At 40.2% G+C, this 16,762-nt stretch carries 14 protein-coding genes; 2 read left to right on the forward strand and 12 right to left on the reverse strand.

Annotated elements, in window-relative coordinates:
* Positions 1-26 precede the first annotated feature (26 nt).
* From GM920_RS17955 to GM920_RS17970, 4 genes are all read right to left on the reverse strand, one after another.
* Positions 27-920, reverse strand: coding sequence for a hypothetical protein (locus GM920_RS17955; RefSeq protein ID WP_182960022.1), 894 nt, complete (start codon positions 918-920; stop codon positions 27-29).
* A gap of 328 nt (positions 921-1,248) precedes the next feature.
* On the reverse strand, positions 1,249-1,653 hold the full coding sequence (locus tag GM920_RS17960; protein WP_182960023.1) for a hypothetical protein: 405 nt from the start codon (positions 1,651-1,653) through the stop codon (positions 1,249-1,251).
* Between the two features lie 251 nt (positions 1,654-1,904).
* Positions 1,905-2,924, reverse strand: coding sequence for a cytochrome d ubiquinol oxidase subunit II (locus GM920_RS17965; protein WP_182960025.1), 1,020 nt, complete (start codon positions 2,922-2,924; stop codon positions 1,905-1,907).
* Between the two features lie 4 nt (positions 2,925-2,928).
* Positions 2,929-4,257, reverse strand: coding sequence for a cytochrome ubiquinol oxidase subunit I (locus GM920_RS17970; protein ID WP_182960027.1), 1,329 nt, complete (start codon positions 4,255-4,257; stop codon positions 2,929-2,931).
* 199 nt (positions 4,258-4,456) lie between these two features.
* Here GM920_RS17970 and GM920_RS17975 point away from each other — a divergent pair, with 199 nt between their 5' ends.
* On the forward strand, positions 4,457-5,299 hold the full coding sequence (locus GM920_RS17975) for a hypothetical protein (protein ID WP_182960029.1): 843 nt from the start codon (positions 4,457-4,459) through the stop codon (positions 5,297-5,299).
* 9 nt (positions 5,300-5,308) lie between these two features.
* Here the strand turns inward: GM920_RS17975 and GM920_RS17980 are convergent, their stop codons facing one another.
* The gene (locus GM920_RS17980) at positions 5,309-7,990 is read right to left on the reverse strand and encodes a M1 family aminopeptidase (RefSeq protein ID WP_182960031.1); all 2,682 of its coding nucleotides are present in this window, start codon (positions 7,988-7,990) and stop codon (positions 5,309-5,311) included.
* Positions 7,991-8,116: 126 nt separating this feature from the next.
* On the opposite strand from GM920_RS17980, the gene GM920_RS17985 reads away from it, so the two are divergent.
* The gene (locus GM920_RS17985) at positions 8,117-8,965 is read left to right on the forward strand and encodes a DUF2911 domain-containing protein (RefSeq protein WP_182960033.1); all 849 of its coding nucleotides are present in this window, start codon (positions 8,117-8,119) and stop codon (positions 8,963-8,965) included.
* Positions 8,966-9,089: 124 nt separating this feature from the next.
* Here the strand turns inward: GM920_RS17985 and GM920_RS17990 are convergent, their stop codons facing one another.
* The 7 genes from GM920_RS17990 to GM920_RS18020 form a co-directional block, all read right to left on the reverse strand.
* On the reverse strand, positions 9,090-10,796 hold the full coding sequence (locus GM920_RS17990; RefSeq protein ID WP_182960035.1) for a sodium:solute symporter family transporter: 1,707 nt from the start codon (positions 10,794-10,796) through the stop codon (positions 9,090-9,092).
* An 88-nt stretch (positions 10,797-10,884) separates the two neighbouring features.
* On the reverse strand, positions 10,885-13,323 hold the full coding sequence (locus GM920_RS17995; RefSeq protein ID WP_182960037.1) for a PIG-L family deacetylase: 2,439 nt from the start codon (positions 13,321-13,323) through the stop codon (positions 10,885-10,887).
* 95 nt (positions 13,324-13,418) lie between these two features.
* A complete protein-coding gene (locus tag GM920_RS18000; RefSeq protein WP_182960039.1) occupies positions 13,419-14,012 on the reverse strand; it encodes a hypothetical protein in 594 nt (197 codons plus the stop codon).
* Positions 14,013-14,099: 87 nt separating this feature from the next.
* The gene (locus GM920_RS18005; protein ID WP_182960041.1) at positions 14,100-14,531 is read right to left on the reverse strand and encodes a DoxX family protein; all 432 of its coding nucleotides are present in this window, start codon (positions 14,529-14,531) and stop codon (positions 14,100-14,102) included.
* A gap of 57 nt (positions 14,532-14,588) precedes the next feature.
* The gene (locus GM920_RS18010) at positions 14,589-15,194 is read right to left on the reverse strand and encodes a TetR/AcrR family transcriptional regulator (protein ID WP_182960043.1); all 606 of its coding nucleotides are present in this window, start codon (positions 15,192-15,194) and stop codon (positions 14,589-14,591) included.
* 105 nt (positions 15,195-15,299) lie between these two features.
* The gene (locus GM920_RS18015; protein WP_182960045.1) at positions 15,300-15,911 is read right to left on the reverse strand and encodes an alpha-ketoglutarate-dependent dioxygenase AlkB family protein; all 612 of its coding nucleotides are present in this window, start codon (positions 15,909-15,911) and stop codon (positions 15,300-15,302) included.
* Entirely contained in the window at positions 15,908-16,684 is a 777-nt protein-coding gene (locus GM920_RS18020) for a DNA-formamidopyrimidine glycosylase family protein (protein WP_182960047.1), read from the reverse strand. The genes GM920_RS18015 and GM920_RS18020 overlap by 4 nt, the downstream gene beginning before the upstream one ends.
* Between the last annotated feature and the right edge of the window lie 78 nt (positions 16,685-16,762).

A 16,762-nucleotide genomic window follows, 5' to 3' on the forward strand; every position in this document is an offset into this window, starting at 1 on the left:
CTGAAAATGCTCCGGGAATCCTGGGTTTATTTTTTAACTAAGGTATACTTACCCCAAAAATCTGTTGGACTGATTAGGGCCTGAAAGTCGAAGTTACCGCCTCCGCCACCGCGTGAACCAAAGGTACCGCCTCCGCCACTAACTCTAACCGACACATTGCCACCGCCACCGCCGCCGCCGCCATCAAAGCCTTGCATCTGTAAACCATTCAGTTTGATATTATAAGCAAATTCTTTATTGCTATCAGCTGTGATACCCAATGCTGTTAAAGGAATGGCAATTTCGTAGAAGAAAGCATTCTCTTTGGTAATACTGGCGACTGCTTTAATGCTGTATTCATTATATATAGATATCAAGGTATCTGTAGTGTTTTTAAAACCACTTATTTTAATCTCCTTAACCTGTGCCAATTGCTTCTTTTGCATTTCGGCCATCATGGAATCTCTTTGCAATTTAGTCATTTGAGGCCCTGAAGCACCCCCCATAACAGTCATCGAACCACCAGCACCCATGGTTACCGTTCTACGAACTCCTCCAGCACCTCCGCCATTCCTCATCCCAGCTCTGTTCACCACAGGATAGGTTAAAGTGATGCTTTCTTTTTCTTTTTTCTTACCATCAGGGTTGATGGAAAGCGTGATGCCCCCCGCCAGTATCTTTGTATTATTGGCTGCATCTGTTGATTTAATGGCTACATACAAGTTATTCTCGTCGTTAGCCATCGTATAATAAATATTTGTGCTCTTATTTAGCGCCTGAAAACTATCATTCCACTCCGTGTTCTTTCCATCTGCTCTTATTCCTGCAGGTGCATATACACCCTTAGACTGAACATCTGGAAGTTTTTGAGCATATCCAGCAGAACTGAATGCGAGGAGTAATAAGGAAGAAAGGCTTAGTTTGGAGAGTTTCATTTTCATAATGGTTCAAATTAAAGAGGTCGTATAATCAGTTGATATGTTTGAGACTTTGGAAAAAGGTTTAGGTTTAATCAATATATTAAATTTCCCAGCCCATCATTTTCCCGTTGTTTTATTTGCTTTTCGTACCCGGCTGTCTTAAGTACCTGATTATTCGCTTGCTGCACTAATAAAACAACCAACCAAACTCATAACCAAACAATTACACATCCGGCTCCCTAAATACAAAACTTTAAGGTGTGCAAAAATCAACGCGAATTAAACATAAAATATATCCTGAATAGAATACTTATCTTAATTTGTTACATACAGAATTTTAAATTAAAAACTATCCCTCGCAATTTTTGATGGCTAACTGACCAATTCCTAGCCAATTTTCTACAGACAAACCATCTGCACCGAGTAATACTTTAGGATCAGCGCCAGCATGCCGCGCTATTTCCAGGATCATATCATGGCTGATTGCCTTATTATTAATCCGAACCGGTTCATCCAGAACATCCGTACAAATTTCCAGATCATAAATACCATCCACCATCGTTTTACAGATCAGTAGCTGTATGCCCTCCTCCTGAACCATTTTTTTTAATTCAGAAAAAGCGTGGTTAACCTGCGCAATACGATCTTCTGTAAAGCCCATCACCAGTGCTCCACTGAATCCATCGCGGCTATCTTTTGTTAAATTAAAACTGCTTACATCCGATAATACGGATTCCATGATCAACCTGTCCATAATTTTCTATTTTAAAGAATTCTCCTCTTTAAAAGCTAATGAACAGCCTAATTGTTTGATGTAAATTAAAAACAGGGTTTTTAGTTGTTTTATTTTATACCTTAAAAAAAATTGAAACCATGAATATACAAGGAGTAAAAGTAGGAATGTCAGAAATCATGATTATGCTAATGGGATTGATCATCGTTTTTTTAATCATCAGGGCATTTATTGTGAAGCCAAAAGGTTAATTGCAAAATCCCCTTCTTTCCTCAATGATCGACCGGCACTTCCTTTTTCTTTTGAAAAATATAAATCAGGTATACTAAAGCCGGTAAGATAAAAATACTGCCAATCAATAAAGCATAACCCAAAGAGTCTATGGTTTTAACTTGTCCCTGATGCGTTAACAAAGAAAGGTTTTCGCCATCTTTCAGTAGGAGGATATCAGGGAAATGGCTATAGGTAGCCGCAAATAAAATCATGGTCACCTGGAAACCTGCCAACAATCTTAAAAGTATAGGTTTGTCTTTGTCTAGCACGAAAAACATGACAACCAAAGAAATACTCGCAGCAATGATGGCGATTAACCCTGGTGTATCCCCGAAAATCCAGCTGAATAATGGTATTTGTTCAAAATAAGCGGCAAGGAAAACCAATGCCCCACAAAACATAACGATAAAAATTGTTCTTCTTGCTTTTCTGATGAAATGAAGCCGATCACTTTCCTCCCTGGTTTGGCCAATGATAAAAATAGTTGCTAAAAAGCCGCAAATGCTGACTGTGAAAATACCAACGGCAACGGAGAACCAATTCAGCCAGCTAAACACAAAAGCTGACAAGAAATCATTTGCCTGCGGATCGATTCTTCCCGATACCGCACTCGCCGCAATAATCCCCAGAAAGAAGGGCGTAATCAAGCTGGAATACACAAAGATTGGCGTATACACTTTCTGCATATCATCTTCAACAGCATCATAATTTCGAAACACAAAAGCGGTGCCTCTGGCGATAATCCCCAGGAGCATGCCTACCAGTGGTATATGCAGGTATATGGATACGGTGGTGTATATTTTAGGAAAACCAACAAAAAGTATCACCACAGCAATAATCAACCACATGTGATTGGCTTCCCAAATCGGGCCAATCGCTTCATACATGGTTTTTCTCGTTCTGTCTTTATTCTTTTCAGAGGTAAACAGCTCGATAATACCTGCGCCAAAATCGGCTCCGCCTAATAAAATATAAAGTAGAATTGCGGTCCAGAGAAAAGTAATCACAACGTATATCATAATATTAGCTTTTAGGAACTTTGGATGATGAATCGTAAATTTTACCGACCATGGTAATCTGACGGTACAATAACAGAATCACGATGACTGCCAGAGAAATGTATACTCCGGTAAACAGATAAAAAGAATAGGCTATTCCAGGCATTGGAGTCACAGCATCAGCAGTACGCATCACCCCATGAATAATCCATGGTTGGCGTCCAACTTCCGTCACTGTCCATCCAGCTTCCAATGCGATAAATCCCATTGGCGTGGCCAGCACAAATAATTTGAGCAGCCAACTACTTTTCAGCCAGTTGCCTTTTTTCCATAAAGCCAGGAAGTATAGCAGTGCCAATCCAACCATCGCCATACCCAGTCCTACCATAATCTGAAAAGCATAATGGGTTACCGCAACTGGTGGTTGATCCTCCTTTGGAATGCTATCTAAGCCTTTTACTTCACCATTAAAGTCACCCGTAGTCATGAAACTGAGCAAACCAGGAATCCGAATGGCATAATCTACCGTTTTCCGCGCAGTGTCTGGAATCCCACCAATAATCAGTGGCGCATTCCTTTCCGTATGAAAATGAGCCTCCATTGCGGCGAGTTTTGCCGGCTGACGCTTGGCTACATCTTTTGCGGAGATATCTCCGCTTATCGGTTGTAAACAGGCTGCAACCGTAGCAAATATAGCTGCAATCTTAAATGCAGTACTGTGAAAAGCTACGTTTTTTCCCTTCAGAATCATAAGCGCATGGACTCCTGCCACCGCAAATCCTGTGGATACAAAAGCGGCGACTGTCATATGCAGGGATTGAGAAAACCAGGCCTCATTGAACATTGCTTTTACGGGGTCTATGTTCAGGTATTTTCCATCTATATAATCAAATCCAGCCGGACTGTTCATCCAAGCATTAGCAGCAACCACCAAAATTCCGGATAGCAGGCCACTAATCCCCACCACTACGCCTGTTGCCCAGTGAAACCAAGGGTTAAGCTTATTCCAGCCATAGAGGTAAAAGCCAAGCGCAATCGCCTCAATAAAAAATGCCGTTCCCTCTAAAGAGAAAGGCATCCCGAATATTGGTCCTGCATGTTCCATAAATTTCGGCCAGAGCAGGCCAAGTTCAAAGGACAATACCGTTCCGGAAACCGCTCCAGTGGCAAAGAAAATGGCAACACCTGCACTCCAAGCCTTAGTAACATCCCGAAAAACTGTTTTCTTCGTTTTGAGCCAATAAAAATGTGCTAAAGACATGAAAAATGGCATGACCATTCCTATACAAGCGAAAACAATGTGAAAGCCGAGGGAGAAGGCCATCTGAAGGCGGGCTGCTAAAAAATCGTCCATATTAATTTAAAATAAACGGTAATGGATAAAGGAATCTTTGCTTGCTAAGTTACTGCTTAATGCGTGTAGAACATACTTTTCGCAAATTAATTAAACATAACTAAGTAAAAAACAAGCCCAATACATTTAACTATTAATCACAACACTCACCGTTTAAAGATAATTAAATATAAATTAGACCTTCATCAATCCCAATTTTATGAACAGAAAGATCATTTTCCCAATTGGCACACTTTTACTACCACTTTTTTTAGTCGTGTTATGCTTCATTTTACTAGGCTATGGTTGCCAGAAGAATGAAGAATCAGTTTTAGCTCCCACTAAGGACAAAGAAAAACCTAAAGAACCAGAAAAACCGATTCCAGCCAAACCAGTCATGGTTCCTTCTGGAATCACGACCACCAATCTCCGTACCGAATTTAAGTATGAGGGGGAAACCAGCAGACTGACAGAAATTACACAATCCGATGGCAGGATCACCAAATTCTTTTACCGGCCGGATGGTACTCCGCTAACGTATGAATACTATAAGGACAATAAACTCCAACAGTATCTTGATTATTTCCTAAATAAGGAGGGGCAGATTTACAAGATCTCTTTATTTGATGGTAAATCAACTTCATCAGGATATTATTCCATTATTTACAATGAGGAGGGCCAGATCTCAGAAGTCAAAAAATATGGCGTCAACAGCAAAATTTTTGAAGAAGAAAAGATCGGCTATGATAGTTTAGGAAATGCGAATAGTATTGCGGTAACCAATAATGGTAAAACGACGACGAGGAGTAGTACTTACGACGACAGAGCGGGAATCTATCAGCACATCCCCTACCTTCAATTGTTCCTTTTAACACAACAGCAGTCCAGCATGATTTTTTCTAAAAGTAATCCTTTGCAGATCGATTATCTGCCCACAGCTGTAGTTGGAAGTGTTTATACTTATGAATACAACACCAACAACTACCCATCCAGCCTTTCAAGAAAACAGGGAAATGCTATTGAAACGATGAAAATAACCTATAAAACCATTAAACCTAAATAATTGGTCCTTCTACTCCTCCATGCTCATGTTTTTCTTTAAACGGGATGCCCGATATAAGTAATCTGTAGCCTGAAGTATTTTTGCCTTCAGCTTAGGATTATAATCCGGGTTTGCATTCAGGAAATCTGTAACTACCTGAACCGCTTGCTCAGTTTGGTAATAACTAAAGGTCGATTGCAACCAACTTTGAGGGAAAAAGATATCACCAGTGGTCTGGATTTCAGCAAGCATTTCCAGACTCTTAGGCAGGTACGCAATAGAAGTGGATTGCCTAAGTGGATGGTGCAAATAATACAATGCAACACCAACGTTGGCTTCTTTTTCCCTGTTGGCTTTTAATTCCAGGCGTTTAAAAAAAGCATTCCGATCAGATAGTTCAGAAGAAACAGCAGGTTTAATGAATTCAAAACGTTTTCTGCGGTCAACATTCTTAATTCTGTCCAATTGTGATTGAAGCAGATCAGCATTATCGTTCATTCTTAGCGCCAAAGCAAAAGTAAGCGCCGTATAATCATCTTCTGATAGTATTAAGCCCTGTGGTGCTTGTTGATTCTTCCAAATCTGCAACAATCGATCTGCTGCCGTTTTTGATAGAAAAACATCTTGATAAGCCTTAAAAAGTAATTTTTTATGGTTTGCCAATGGTTCATTTACCATGGCATTCCAAAGTGTTCTTTCTAGTTTTTCCTGAATAGCCAACCTTTCTTCCGTACTGCTAAATTCCCAGAAGATCACACCAATATAACCGGTAATTAGTTTCAGGTTAAGTTCATCCTTTTCGGAAACAAGCCTGCTCATCAACAAATCCAGCAATACTGCCGGTTTTATTGACCTGCCATTCAGCATGTTTTCATAAAGGGAAATATAAGCAGAAGCACGATTTAAAGGCGCTTTCATTTCAGCAAATACTGAAAATTGATCTTGTGCCGCATACATCGCAGGATCTACCGGCCATACGCCGTAACCTTGTCCGGAGGAATTAAACTGCAGGAATAAGGGTAAATCCATTCCTATGGCCTCCTTTACCTCCACTTCTTTTGCATTTAAATTTACGGTCAGCTCTTTAACGCCATCCGGGTAATATAAGCTGAGTTCAAAAAGTTGTGGCCAGATTTTTCCCTTTTCAGCGCTTTCATTTCCAACATTATTGTTTATAGCGTTATTGTTTCTGCCGTTTCTATTGCCGTATTCCGGTTTTTGCTGGACTTTAAAGCTGGTAATTTTACCATCCTTCTTTTCCAACTGGTAATCTATGACAGGCCTGCCGCTATCATTTACCCATACTTTATTCCATTTTTGTAAATCTTCGGCTGCATATTTATCCAGAATAGCAATCAAATCAGGCCAGGAAGCATTGCCATTGGCAAACTTCTTAAGGTATTCAGAAACTCCTTGTTGAAATTTCTCTTTTCCCATCAGACGCTCTAACTGCCGCATCATGATTGGCGCTTTATGATAAATAATGTTACCATAAAGTGTTCCCGCATCTTTTAAATTACCAAGATCCTGACGAATCGGGTTTGCGCCAATACTACGATCAACCCCATAAGCTGCTGGAAAATGATCCACTAAGAACTTCAAATCAAAATCGGCTTTACCTGTAAGTCCCTCTGTACTTTTATCTGCCATAAAATTGGCAAATACTTCTTTCATCCAGACATCAGTAAACCAATCCATCGTAACCAGATCTCCAAACCACATGTGCGCAGTTTCGTGGGCAATCAAATTGACTCTCGAGTTCAATTGGTCTTTCGTTGCACCGCCATCTAAAAACAAAGACGATTCTTTATATTGAATTGCCCCAACATGCTCCATTCCCCCAAACTGAAAATCGGGGATAGAAACGAAATCAAACTTCTGAAATGGATAAGCAATCCCAGTCCAGTTTTCCATGAATTTCAAGGAATTTCCATGAATCTTGAATATCTCGTTTAAGCTGTGGTTTAGCTTAGCGGTATCTGTTTCACGGTATAAGAAATTTGCCTTTAAATGATCCATTTGGCCTGTTATCTCTTCAAATTTCCCTGCAGAAAAAGAAAAAAGATAGGTGCTAATTGTGTCAGAGGGTTGAAATCGATACGTTTTACGGGCATTTACAACCATAGAATCCTTCAATTTTGCATTTGCAATCGCTTTCCAGTCCTCGGGTACTTTTAAGGTCAACGTATAAACTGCTTTCAGGTCTGGCTGATCAAAACAAGGAAAAACAGTCCTTGCCCGATCTGGCACAAACAAAGTATATAAATAATCTGCATTTCGGTTCAAAGCTCCGTCCCCGGCCCAAAATTCTATATTGACCACATTTCTTCCTACTTTCAAGTATTGCTGATCTACCAGTAAATGCTCTTTTTGTAGATTAATTCCAACGGAAACACTATTTACGGAAAGCTTTTTAATCCGGCTTTGGTCTTCTTTAAAGTCAAGCTGCAAGGGATATTTTGTAGCCTTCAGCTGAAAAGAAATCTCCGCTAAGCCTCCAATCTTCTGAACCTTTTCTGCTGGGATATCCAGCTCCATCAGGTATTGTACTTCAGAAATATTTGCCTTTCTATAATTTGCGAGACTGCGGGAAACCCCGGTTTCAACACCTGGATCAGGTAAGGGTTTTACCGTTGCACAGGATAAGAAAACAGCAGCAAGCACTGGAAAAATAAAAGCAAATACTGGAAAAACAGGACGTACATTAAGCATTTGGCTAATTTAGGAATTGATTCTCTAATATGTGCGTCATATATTTCAGCAGGAAGCGCTTCTATAATTGATTTATAGAAAATAATCATTCTTTAGTGTAAATTAGTAACAAAAAAACTTAATCAAATGAAGACAACATTAAAGACCTTAATGATCCTTGCACTTGCAGTTTCATTAAACACAGAACTTCAGGCACAGGGTATAAAAATACCGCAGGCGAGTTCTGCTCAAACCATTACTCAAAGTTTTGGGTTGGGTACAATCAAGGTTTCTTATTCCCGCCCAAACCTGAAAGGCCGTAAAGTCTTTGGCGTTATGGAACCATTCGACAAAGTTTGGCGCACTGGGGCTAATTCAGCCACAGCGATCACCTTTAGTGAACCCGTAAAAATTGGCGGACAGCAACTCGCAGCTGGTACCTATGGTTTATTTACCATTCCAGGTAAAACAGAGTGGACCGTAATTTTTAATAAAGATTCGAAACAATGGGGTGCTTATGAATATAAGGAAGCTGAAGATGTATTGCGCATCAAAGTAAAACCAGTGAAACTAAAAGAAAAAGTAGAAACCTTCAGCATCCAGTTTGCTAATGTATACCCAACTACTGCTCAATTGCAACTATCTTGGGAAAACACAGGATTAAACATTGACCTGAGCACGGAAATTGATGCTCAGGTGATGGCCAGCATTGAGGAAGCCATGAAAGGAGAGAAAAAACCTTATTTAGCTGCTGCACAATACTACTACGAAAATGGTAAAGACCTAAAAAAAGCATTAGAATGGGCAAATGCTGCTGAAGCTGCTGATTCTAAAGCGCCATGGGTAAGGTTATGGAAAGGCCGTATTCAATTGAAAATGGGTGATAAAGCCGGAGCAATTGCTTCTGCAGAGGCTGGAATAAAACTAGCTACTGAAGCGAAAGTTGATGAATATGTGAGGCTAAATAGTGCTTTGCTTGCTGAAGCAAAAAAATAATATCCCTTTAAGGGAAAACAACCGCTACAATAGAAGCGTTGTTCAAAAGCGAAAAGGTTCCGGTGTGATCACAGGAACCTTTTCTGATTTTAAAATATACTCAGTCCAATAAAAATCCCACGGGCTAAACTACCTTTTCTGGCACCTTATCCCCTTTAATCAGTTGCTGAATAATAATTGCCAGTGCGACAACCAACAGGCAACCAATCACGTTGAGCCACAGATAAGCCACCCACTTTTGTTGCCCGATTAACACAACGGCAATTTCAGCCATAATCGCAGCGAGAAATACAGCTCTTCCATTGACATGTTTGATATAAAAAGCTACCAGAAATACCCCCAGAATGGTTCCATAAATATAAGAGCCCAAGATATTCACTGCTTCCAGTAAATTTCCAATTTTACTCGCATATAAGGCCATGATGATACAGACTACCCCCCAAAACACAGTTGCCCATCTGGAGGCCTGCAGGTATTCGTGATCCGATCCATTTTTACGGATCAGTCGCTTATAGATGTCGATCACTGTGGTGGAGGCTAAAGAATTCAATGCACTTGCGGTAGAACCCATTGAAGCTAAGAAGATAATCGCGATCAACAATCCAATTAAGCCTTTAGGCAGGTATTGCGTCACAAAACTCAGAAAAATATAATTGTTATCATTGATATCAGCCCGTTCATCATTTTTGGTCATCAGTGTGGTGACTTCTTTCCTGATTGATTTACCTTTTTCATCAGCTTGCTGTAAAGCAGTCCTGTAAAGGTCTATTTTCGCTTTATTATCCTGATCTAGGGCTTGGTTCATCTGATCCACCACCTTTTGTTTCTCTTCAAATGCCTCATCATAGGCAGTTTTCAATTTATTCAGTTCCGGCTGATACTGGCTTTTTTCCAGCTTATTCAGCTCAAAGCTGTTAAAGAAAATAGGTGGCCGATTGTACTGATAAAAGGTAAATACGAGTACCCCAATTAAAAGAATTAGAAACTGCATCGGGATTTTAACCAGCCCATTCATCAACAATCCCAATCGGCTTTCATTCACTGAGGCGCCAGACAAATACCTTCCCACCTGACTTTGATCCGTTCCGAAATAGGAAAGTTGCAGAAAGAATCCGCCAATCAAACCGGACCAAACCGTATAAGGATTGTTAAAATCGAAAGTAAAATCAATGGCATTGGTACGTCCCATTTTCCCGGCAATACTCAGTGCCTTTCCGAAACCAATATCTCCTGGCAATAAATGAACAACCATAATTCCCGCAGCAAACAATCCGCAAAAAATAATACTCATTTGGAGCATTTGGGTATAAGATACTGCTTTTGTGCCGCCATAAACGGTATAAAAGACAACCAAACTCCCAATAAATAGCGTCGTATATGTCGTATTGATATCTAATATCGTAGATAGAATAATAGAGGGTGCATAAATGGTGATCCCTGTAGATAATCCCCGCTGAATCAAGAATAAAAAGGCAGTCAACGCCCTTGTGTTTAAGTCAAATCGTTGTTCCAGAAATTCATAAGCAGTATACACCTTTAGCCTATGGTAAATGGGAACAAAGGTGATGCACAAGACAATCATCGCCAGTGGCAAACCAAAATAAAACTGCACGAAGCTCATTCCAGAAGAATAAGCCAAACCTGGTGCCGATAAAAAGGTAATTGCACTGGCTTGGGTGGCCATGACCGAAAGGCAAACCTGGTACCATGGTAAACTCCGGTTACCCAATAAGAAACCCTGGATATTTTTTGCGCCCCGACTTTTGTAAACACCATAAACTACAATTGCAACCAAGGTGAAAATCAATACTGCCCAATCTACTTTACTCATTGGAAATATTTAGTAAACGCATAAAATATCAAGATTAAGAAGATAAGCCAGCCGATTAAAAACCTATAAAATCCCCGGTAATTATCCATTATTTTTTATTTGAAAGCAAGTTGATAAACAATCGGTATGCTCCTGTAACCCCTGCAGGTAACTGCCTGAAAAAGGATAAAGAAGTGTAAACATATTTCCCTTTACCGTAGTTGGCAACCAACAATGAACCTGTCCGTTCTGTATCACCGGTATCGTGCATACCTAGTATCGGTGTATATTTAGGATCTGCATCGACAGCAAAGTACAAACCTCTTTCCTGCACCCAGCCTTCAAAATCTTTCTGACTGATCTTATTTGGGTAGTTTAATGACGGATGATTAGGTGCCAACAGGTCAACATCAGCATCTTCCTCTGTTACCCGCTCATTTGCTAAACGGAAAGGGTAAGGGCCGATATTACTCAGCTTTAATGGCGAGTTAACATTATACTGCAGCAATAAAACACCACCATTTTCTACATATTTCAGCAGTTTTGGCTGCATTTCATTGATCTGATTACTGATGTTGTACAAACGAACACCAGTTACAATGGCGTCAAAACCGGAAAGGTTTGAATTTAAGACCTCTTGTGCTGAAAGTTGGGTAACCTCAAAACCAATTTGTTTCAATGACTCTGGAATCAGATCACCAGCACCCGCAATATAACCGATCTTTTTACCGGCAAACTTTAAATCTGTTTCGTCAATTTTTGCAGAAGCCAATGGAAATAAGGTCTGCAAAGGAATATGGTCATAGCTCAACACCCGTAAACCCTGATGAAAAGTTTTACCGTTGACATTCACATTTAAAACGATATCTCCTGGCTTGGCATGAGCGCCGGGGCTCAATTTAAAAGTCAGCATTTCTTGTGCTCCTTTTTTACTGAATTTAAAGTCCAATTGTTCTGGGCTCATTACCCAGCCTGATGGTAAATCAGCGGTCAACGTACCTGAAACCCCATCTTGAAAACTTTTCAGTGCTACCGTAATCGTTTTACTTTCTTTCCCATTAAAAAGGAAGGCATTTTCCTGGAAGTTAGCCGTCACTGGCGGTGCAATGACTAATGGCTGATATATCTCTCCTCTTACCGGATCTGTAAATTTATAAATGACAGGTGTTTTTCTCGCGATCACCTGATCGCCAATTTTAACACGAAATACAGCATTTACGATCGCTGGATTTTCTGGAAGTCCGATTAAGGATAAATCATCTACGTTATAGCTTCCCTGGTCATGTTTCTTTTCCAGCCAATAAGGTTGGGTTATCTGGGATGCACTCCCAAATACTTTACGATCTAATACCACCAGTTGATTTGGCACCAATGCCATGCTGGCTCCGGTTCTTTCTTCTTCCACTAAAACAGGATAAGGAAAATCATTTCCAGCTCTGGCAATTGCCTGTATTTTCACTGGAATGGAATCATTAAGTGCATAAGCAGGACTTAATGCTGCGGCCTCCAACCATATTCCAGAACAAGCGAGGATCAGCTGATCCAGCAAATCGTGTTTAAAGTACTTATCCTTCACCATTTGCCTTAATTTTAACAATTTTGGCACAGAGGCTCCGGGATTGGAGACTTGATATTCTCTATTAATTGCAGCAACCAATTGTTGAATTTCTTTGGTTCCAGGATATCTGTTGAGCGTAAAATCCAGACCTTCGAACAAGTCTTTCTTTGCCGGATCTCCGGCAATAGCGGTAAAATATTCTATAGAGGAACCCCGTTGTTTTGCAGAGCCGAAGCCTTGACTTTTGTGGTTAGACCTGCTATCTGCTGCGATTTCCCCGTAACTTTTTCCCAATAAGGCGTTGTATAAACCGACATCAATCTTCAGTTGATCATCAGCTGTGGTGTTCAATCCACCAAAGTTAAAAGTGTTCCAAACGATTCTTTTGGCCTGCCATGGCTTTACAAAAGCCAATTGCTCCGGGAATTGTTTTGGATCTGCCGCAGCAACAAAAGCCTCACGTGCCAGAATTGCAGAACCAGAATGATGCCCATGGCCGGCGCGTCCATCCTCCGGAAAACGGGTAATGATCACGTCAGGTTGAAACTTTCGAATCACCCATACCACATCGGCAAGAATTTTTGCTTTATCCCAGATCTTGAAACTTTCTTCCGGGGTTTTAGAGAAACCAAAATCATTGGCTCTGGTAAAGAACTGTTCCGCGCCGTCCGTTCTTCTGGCGGCCAGTAATTCCTGCGTACGGATCAGGCCAAGAAGCTCGCCCTGCTCATTACCAATCAGGTTTTGTCCGCCGTCTCCCCTGGTTAAGGAAAGATAGCCCGTTCTTACTTTCTTTTCTTTTGCCAGATAAGCCAGTAAGCGGGTATTTTCATCATCAGGATGCGCTGCAATGTATAAAACACTGCCAGTCACATTTAATCCTTCCAGACCTTGCTTGATTTCAGCAGCGTTAAGCTGTGAAGCAGGTTGTGCTTTTAAATAAAATGGAAGAACAAATGGTATTAAAAACAAATATTGACGAAGGTTCATAAACAGATCTTAATATCCGAATGTAAATAAAACATCCTCAATCTGAAACTTAATTTCGTCAATATTTGTAATACCCTTGTAAAAGAAGGAGGATCTTAAAGCAAAATTTTGCTACTCACCTCTTTATTAATTGTGATAAATCCAGGGTACTTTACCAGTGCACCGCCCACTTTAATGCTCGGTCTGATCTTTAAAGTAAGAATTCCCTTTTTCTCTCCACCACCTTTATTTCCTTTGATAAATTCTGTAATCTCATTCATCACTTTGCCATTTGTTACAAAAGGATAAATATTCGCAACCATATCTACTGGCACAATAGTCGATTTACCACCTTCTACCCTAACTTCCTGATTTACAAAACCAGAAGCTATTTCCGCTTTATTGATGAGGATTTTGTATTCAAATTCATTAATGGCGGCAGTATTGGACGTAGGATTGGTGATTTCAAGATTCAAACGTGCTTTTAGAGGAACATCCTTTCTTAGTAATCCCAGTGCTAAACCTGGAAGGCTGGCTAAATTAAGGTCCTGACCGCTCATCAGGCGCTTCACATCCGTCCCCCCAAACGAGATCTGATCAGCAGAAACTACTTTATAAGTGCATTTCTCCAATGCCTTTATTTGTTGTTTGCTGACACTACAGCTTTGGATAATAATCGCCGTTAGGCAAAGGATAATGATCTTTTTCATGATATACTGTTTTTCTTTCTGTGTGATCTGACTATAACGGATTATTCTGCCGATTGATATAAAGCATCGGATACAAAAACAATGCCCTTAACGTCTTCTTCTGATCTGGTTACGACTAATCAGATGATCTACACTATACTTTCCACTTCCGGAAACCAGTAAGAATACATAAACCAGTAAATAATGACAAGCCAATTCTTTCTTATCGAAAGCATCCGCCGCATGCACCATAAATATGGCAACCAACATCGTCACGATTAAAGGAAGCACAGCAAGCCTGGTTCCCAATCCGAACAGGAGCAATAAAGAACAGAAGAATTCAGCAAAAACGGCCAGTGCCAATGAAGCAGTTGCACCTATTCCGAAAAAATCGACAAATTGTATCGGTTCTCCTGAAATTAAATTTTGAAGTTTTGGATAACCATGAACCAGCATAAAGGCAGCAATGGCCACACGAAGTACCAGCAACATAAAGTGCATTCCTTCCAGATTAAAATTCGTGTTGAAGAGTTTTTTCATTAGCGCAGGTCTTGTTTTTTTATAGGTTTAAATTTTGATGTACGTTAAAATTAGGAATTACTTCCTATTTATGGAGATGATAAAGCCAGAAATTGCATCCTGGAGGATCATTTTTTTTGCTGCATCAGGTTTTCCTTCCTTCTGAATCATTTGAATGGAAACCAAACCATGAAGAATAGACAAATAGGTATGGTATTTTAAGAAATAATCTGTTTCGGGATGGCTACTTCCTTCAATTGCTGCTTTAATGGTAGAAATCATGATGCTGGTGGCACATTTCAGCTCTTCAATTTCATTCACACGATCGCAAGCAGGAATTCCCAAACCAAACATCAGTTGGTAATATTCTTTATGATCAAATGCGAAGTCCCAGTAAGCATGCGCCATTGCCTCCAGCTGCTCTGAGGGCACGGTATATTGAGCTTTAACAGATTGAAGGGTATCCGCCAATTTCTGAAAACCTTCTTTCGTAAACTCTAAGAGAATGGCTTCTTTATTTTCAAAGTGATTATAAATTACAGGGATGCTATATTCTATCGCATCCGCAATTTTTCGGATCGATAAGGACTGCCAGCCATCAGAAATCACTTGTTGCCATGCTGCTTCCAAAATACTCGTTCTGAATTCTTCCCTCTGTCTTATCTTACGCTCTGCAATTCCCATATCATATATACTTTTATTAACACCGTTAACAAAAGTAATGGGTAAATTATATTTAAAAAACTCTTTCCGCTATTCTGACTTAATAACAACAATTAAGAAATCCACTTAAGGTTTAGTAACATGATCCAATATCAGCCTGAAAGTCAAATTAATCCTGGGTTCCGTCACCTTAACTGTTTTTGGCAATCGATGTTCCCAATAATGTTGTGTTTCCCCTTTCATAATCAACACACTACCCTGGCTCAGGTCTATAGAAATGATCGGCAGTTTTTCTTTATACCTTCTGAATTGAAAAATCCGGTGGGCACCAAAACTTACTGAAGCGATGAAAGGGTATTTACCCAGGCTCTTTTCATTGTCTCTATGCCAACCCATGCTGTCATTCCCATCCCGATAATGATTGAGTAAACACACATTGAATTTCACTTGATAATGCGTTTCGATCTTATTTTTAATGGCGAGTAGCGCATCCGTCCAGGCTAAGGCGTTCATGGTGATTCCAGAATAGCTATAGCTCAGGCCGGGATCTCCATAAAAAGCAGTAAACCTGGGTTGCAGAACCGTTCTGCCAAAAATCTGAATGGGTTCTTGTTTCCAAGCCACCCCAGTGGTCAGTTCTTCAAAAAAGGTCTTACTTTCTTCTTCAGTAAAAAAACCGGGAAGGAATAATGCTTCTCCCGGAATGGGAAGCAGGTTAACGTGATCTCCGTACATCATTTAAAAAGCTCCTGCTCTTCTGTATAATAAGTTTTTCTTGCGCCGCTTTTTTTAATGAGGATTTTCCCTCCGGTTGGGCTTTTCTCCTGTTGCTGTGTATGTATTTTAAAAAAATCACGAAACTCTCCGGTGATGCTCCCCGGATGTACTTTTCTAATCTCTTCTACAGCATTGATCAATACCCCATTTATGGCATCATGTAAATCTTTTACCTTTTTCTCGGGAATCTTTCCTGCGATAGCATAAGGAGAGATCCTGGCTTTCCATAGAATCTCATCGGCATACGCATTTCCTATTCCACGAATTTTATGCTGGTCTAAGAGAATCCCTTTAATTGCAGACTTTTTACCTCTTAAAAGATCCGCTAAAAATGCCACAGTCACTTTTTTATCCAAAGCATCCGGCGCTTCTGCCTCCCCTGGATTCAGAGTTGGCGTCGCGATCTTTTGCGGATCAGACATCACCAGTCCGACGTCACCTTCAAAGTACAACTCTATTACGGGATATTTAATGGCATGAATTTCTTCAAAGAAATGCAATTGTCCACGTAACATCAGGTGTAAGGCCAACACATCTTTTTCAAAATTGAAATGAAGTTCCTTCCCGGAACGGCTTACCGACTTTAACACCTGCCCAGTCAGCACCTCCCGCAGCTCTTCTGCAGTTACATTCAGCTTTTTATCATTTGGTACCTGCACCGTACTTAACTTTTTACCTGCAAAGGTTTCGTTAAGATTGGCACTGAATACTTCTAAGTCTGGTAATTCTGGCATAATAAAGAGTTCAAATTATGAAAATATAGGTATTGGGATTAAAACAATCAAAACTGCTGATAGTTTGCCAATATACTT

The sequence above is a fragment of the Pedobacter gandavensis genome, from assembly GCF_014172405.1.
Taxonomy (GTDB): domain Bacteria; phylum Bacteroidota; class Bacteroidia; order Sphingobacteriales; family Sphingobacteriaceae; genus Pedobacter; species Pedobacter gandavensis.

Excerpts from the sequence above, each read along its gene's own strand:
- GM920_RS17965 (WP_182960025.1), bottom strand. The coding sequence starts at position 2,924 with ATGATATACGTTGTGATTACTTTTCTCTGGACCGCAATTCTACTTTAT.
- GM920_RS18000 (WP_182960039.1), bottom strand. The coding sequence starts at position 14,012 with ATGAAAAAGATCATTATCCTTTGCCTAACGGCGATTATTATCCAAAGC.
- GM920_RS17985 (WP_182960033.1), top strand. The coding sequence starts at position 8,117 with ATGAAGACAACATTAAAGACCTTAATGATCCTTGCACTTGCAGTTTCA.
- GM920_RS17955 (WP_182960022.1), bottom strand. The coding sequence starts at position 920 with ATGAAAATGAAACTCTCCAAACTAAGCCTTTCTTCCTTATTACTCCTC.
- GM920_RS17990 (WP_182960035.1), bottom strand. The coding sequence starts at position 10,796 with ATGAGTAAAGTAGATTGGGCAGTATTGATTTTCACCTTGGTTGCAATT.
- GM920_RS18010 (WP_182960043.1), bottom strand. The coding sequence starts at position 15,194 with ATGGGAATTGCAGAGCGTAAGATAAGACAGAGGGAAGAATTCAGAACG.
- GM920_RS18005 (WP_182960041.1), bottom strand. The coding sequence starts at position 14,531 with ATGAAAAAACTCTTCAACACGAATTTTAATCTGGAAGGAATGCACTTT.
- GM920_RS17975 (WP_182960029.1), top strand. The coding sequence starts at position 4,457 with ATGAACAGAAAGATCATTTTCCCAATTGGCACACTTTTACTACCACTT.
- GM920_RS17980 (WP_182960031.1), bottom strand. The coding sequence starts at position 7,990 with ATGCTTAATGTACGTCCTGTTTTTCCAGTATTTGCTTTTATTTTTCCA.
- GM920_RS17960 (WP_182960023.1), bottom strand. The coding sequence starts at position 1,653 with ATGGACAGGTTGATCATGGAATCCGTATTATCGGATGTAAGCAGTTTT.
- GM920_RS17995 (WP_182960037.1), bottom strand. The coding sequence starts at position 13,323 with ATGAACCTTCGTCAATATTTGTTTTTAATACCATTTGTTCTTCCATTT.
- GM920_RS17970 (WP_182960027.1), bottom strand. The coding sequence starts at position 4,257 with ATGGACGATTTTTTAGCAGCCCGCCTTCAGATGGCCTTCTCCCTCGGC.
- GM920_RS18020 (WP_182960047.1), bottom strand. The coding sequence starts at position 16,684 with ATGCCAGAATTACCAGACTTAGAAGTATTCAGTGCCAATCTTAACGAA.
- GM920_RS18015 (WP_182960045.1), bottom strand. The coding sequence starts at position 15,911 with ATGATGTACGGAGATCACGTTAACCTGCTTCCCATTCCGGGAGAAGCA.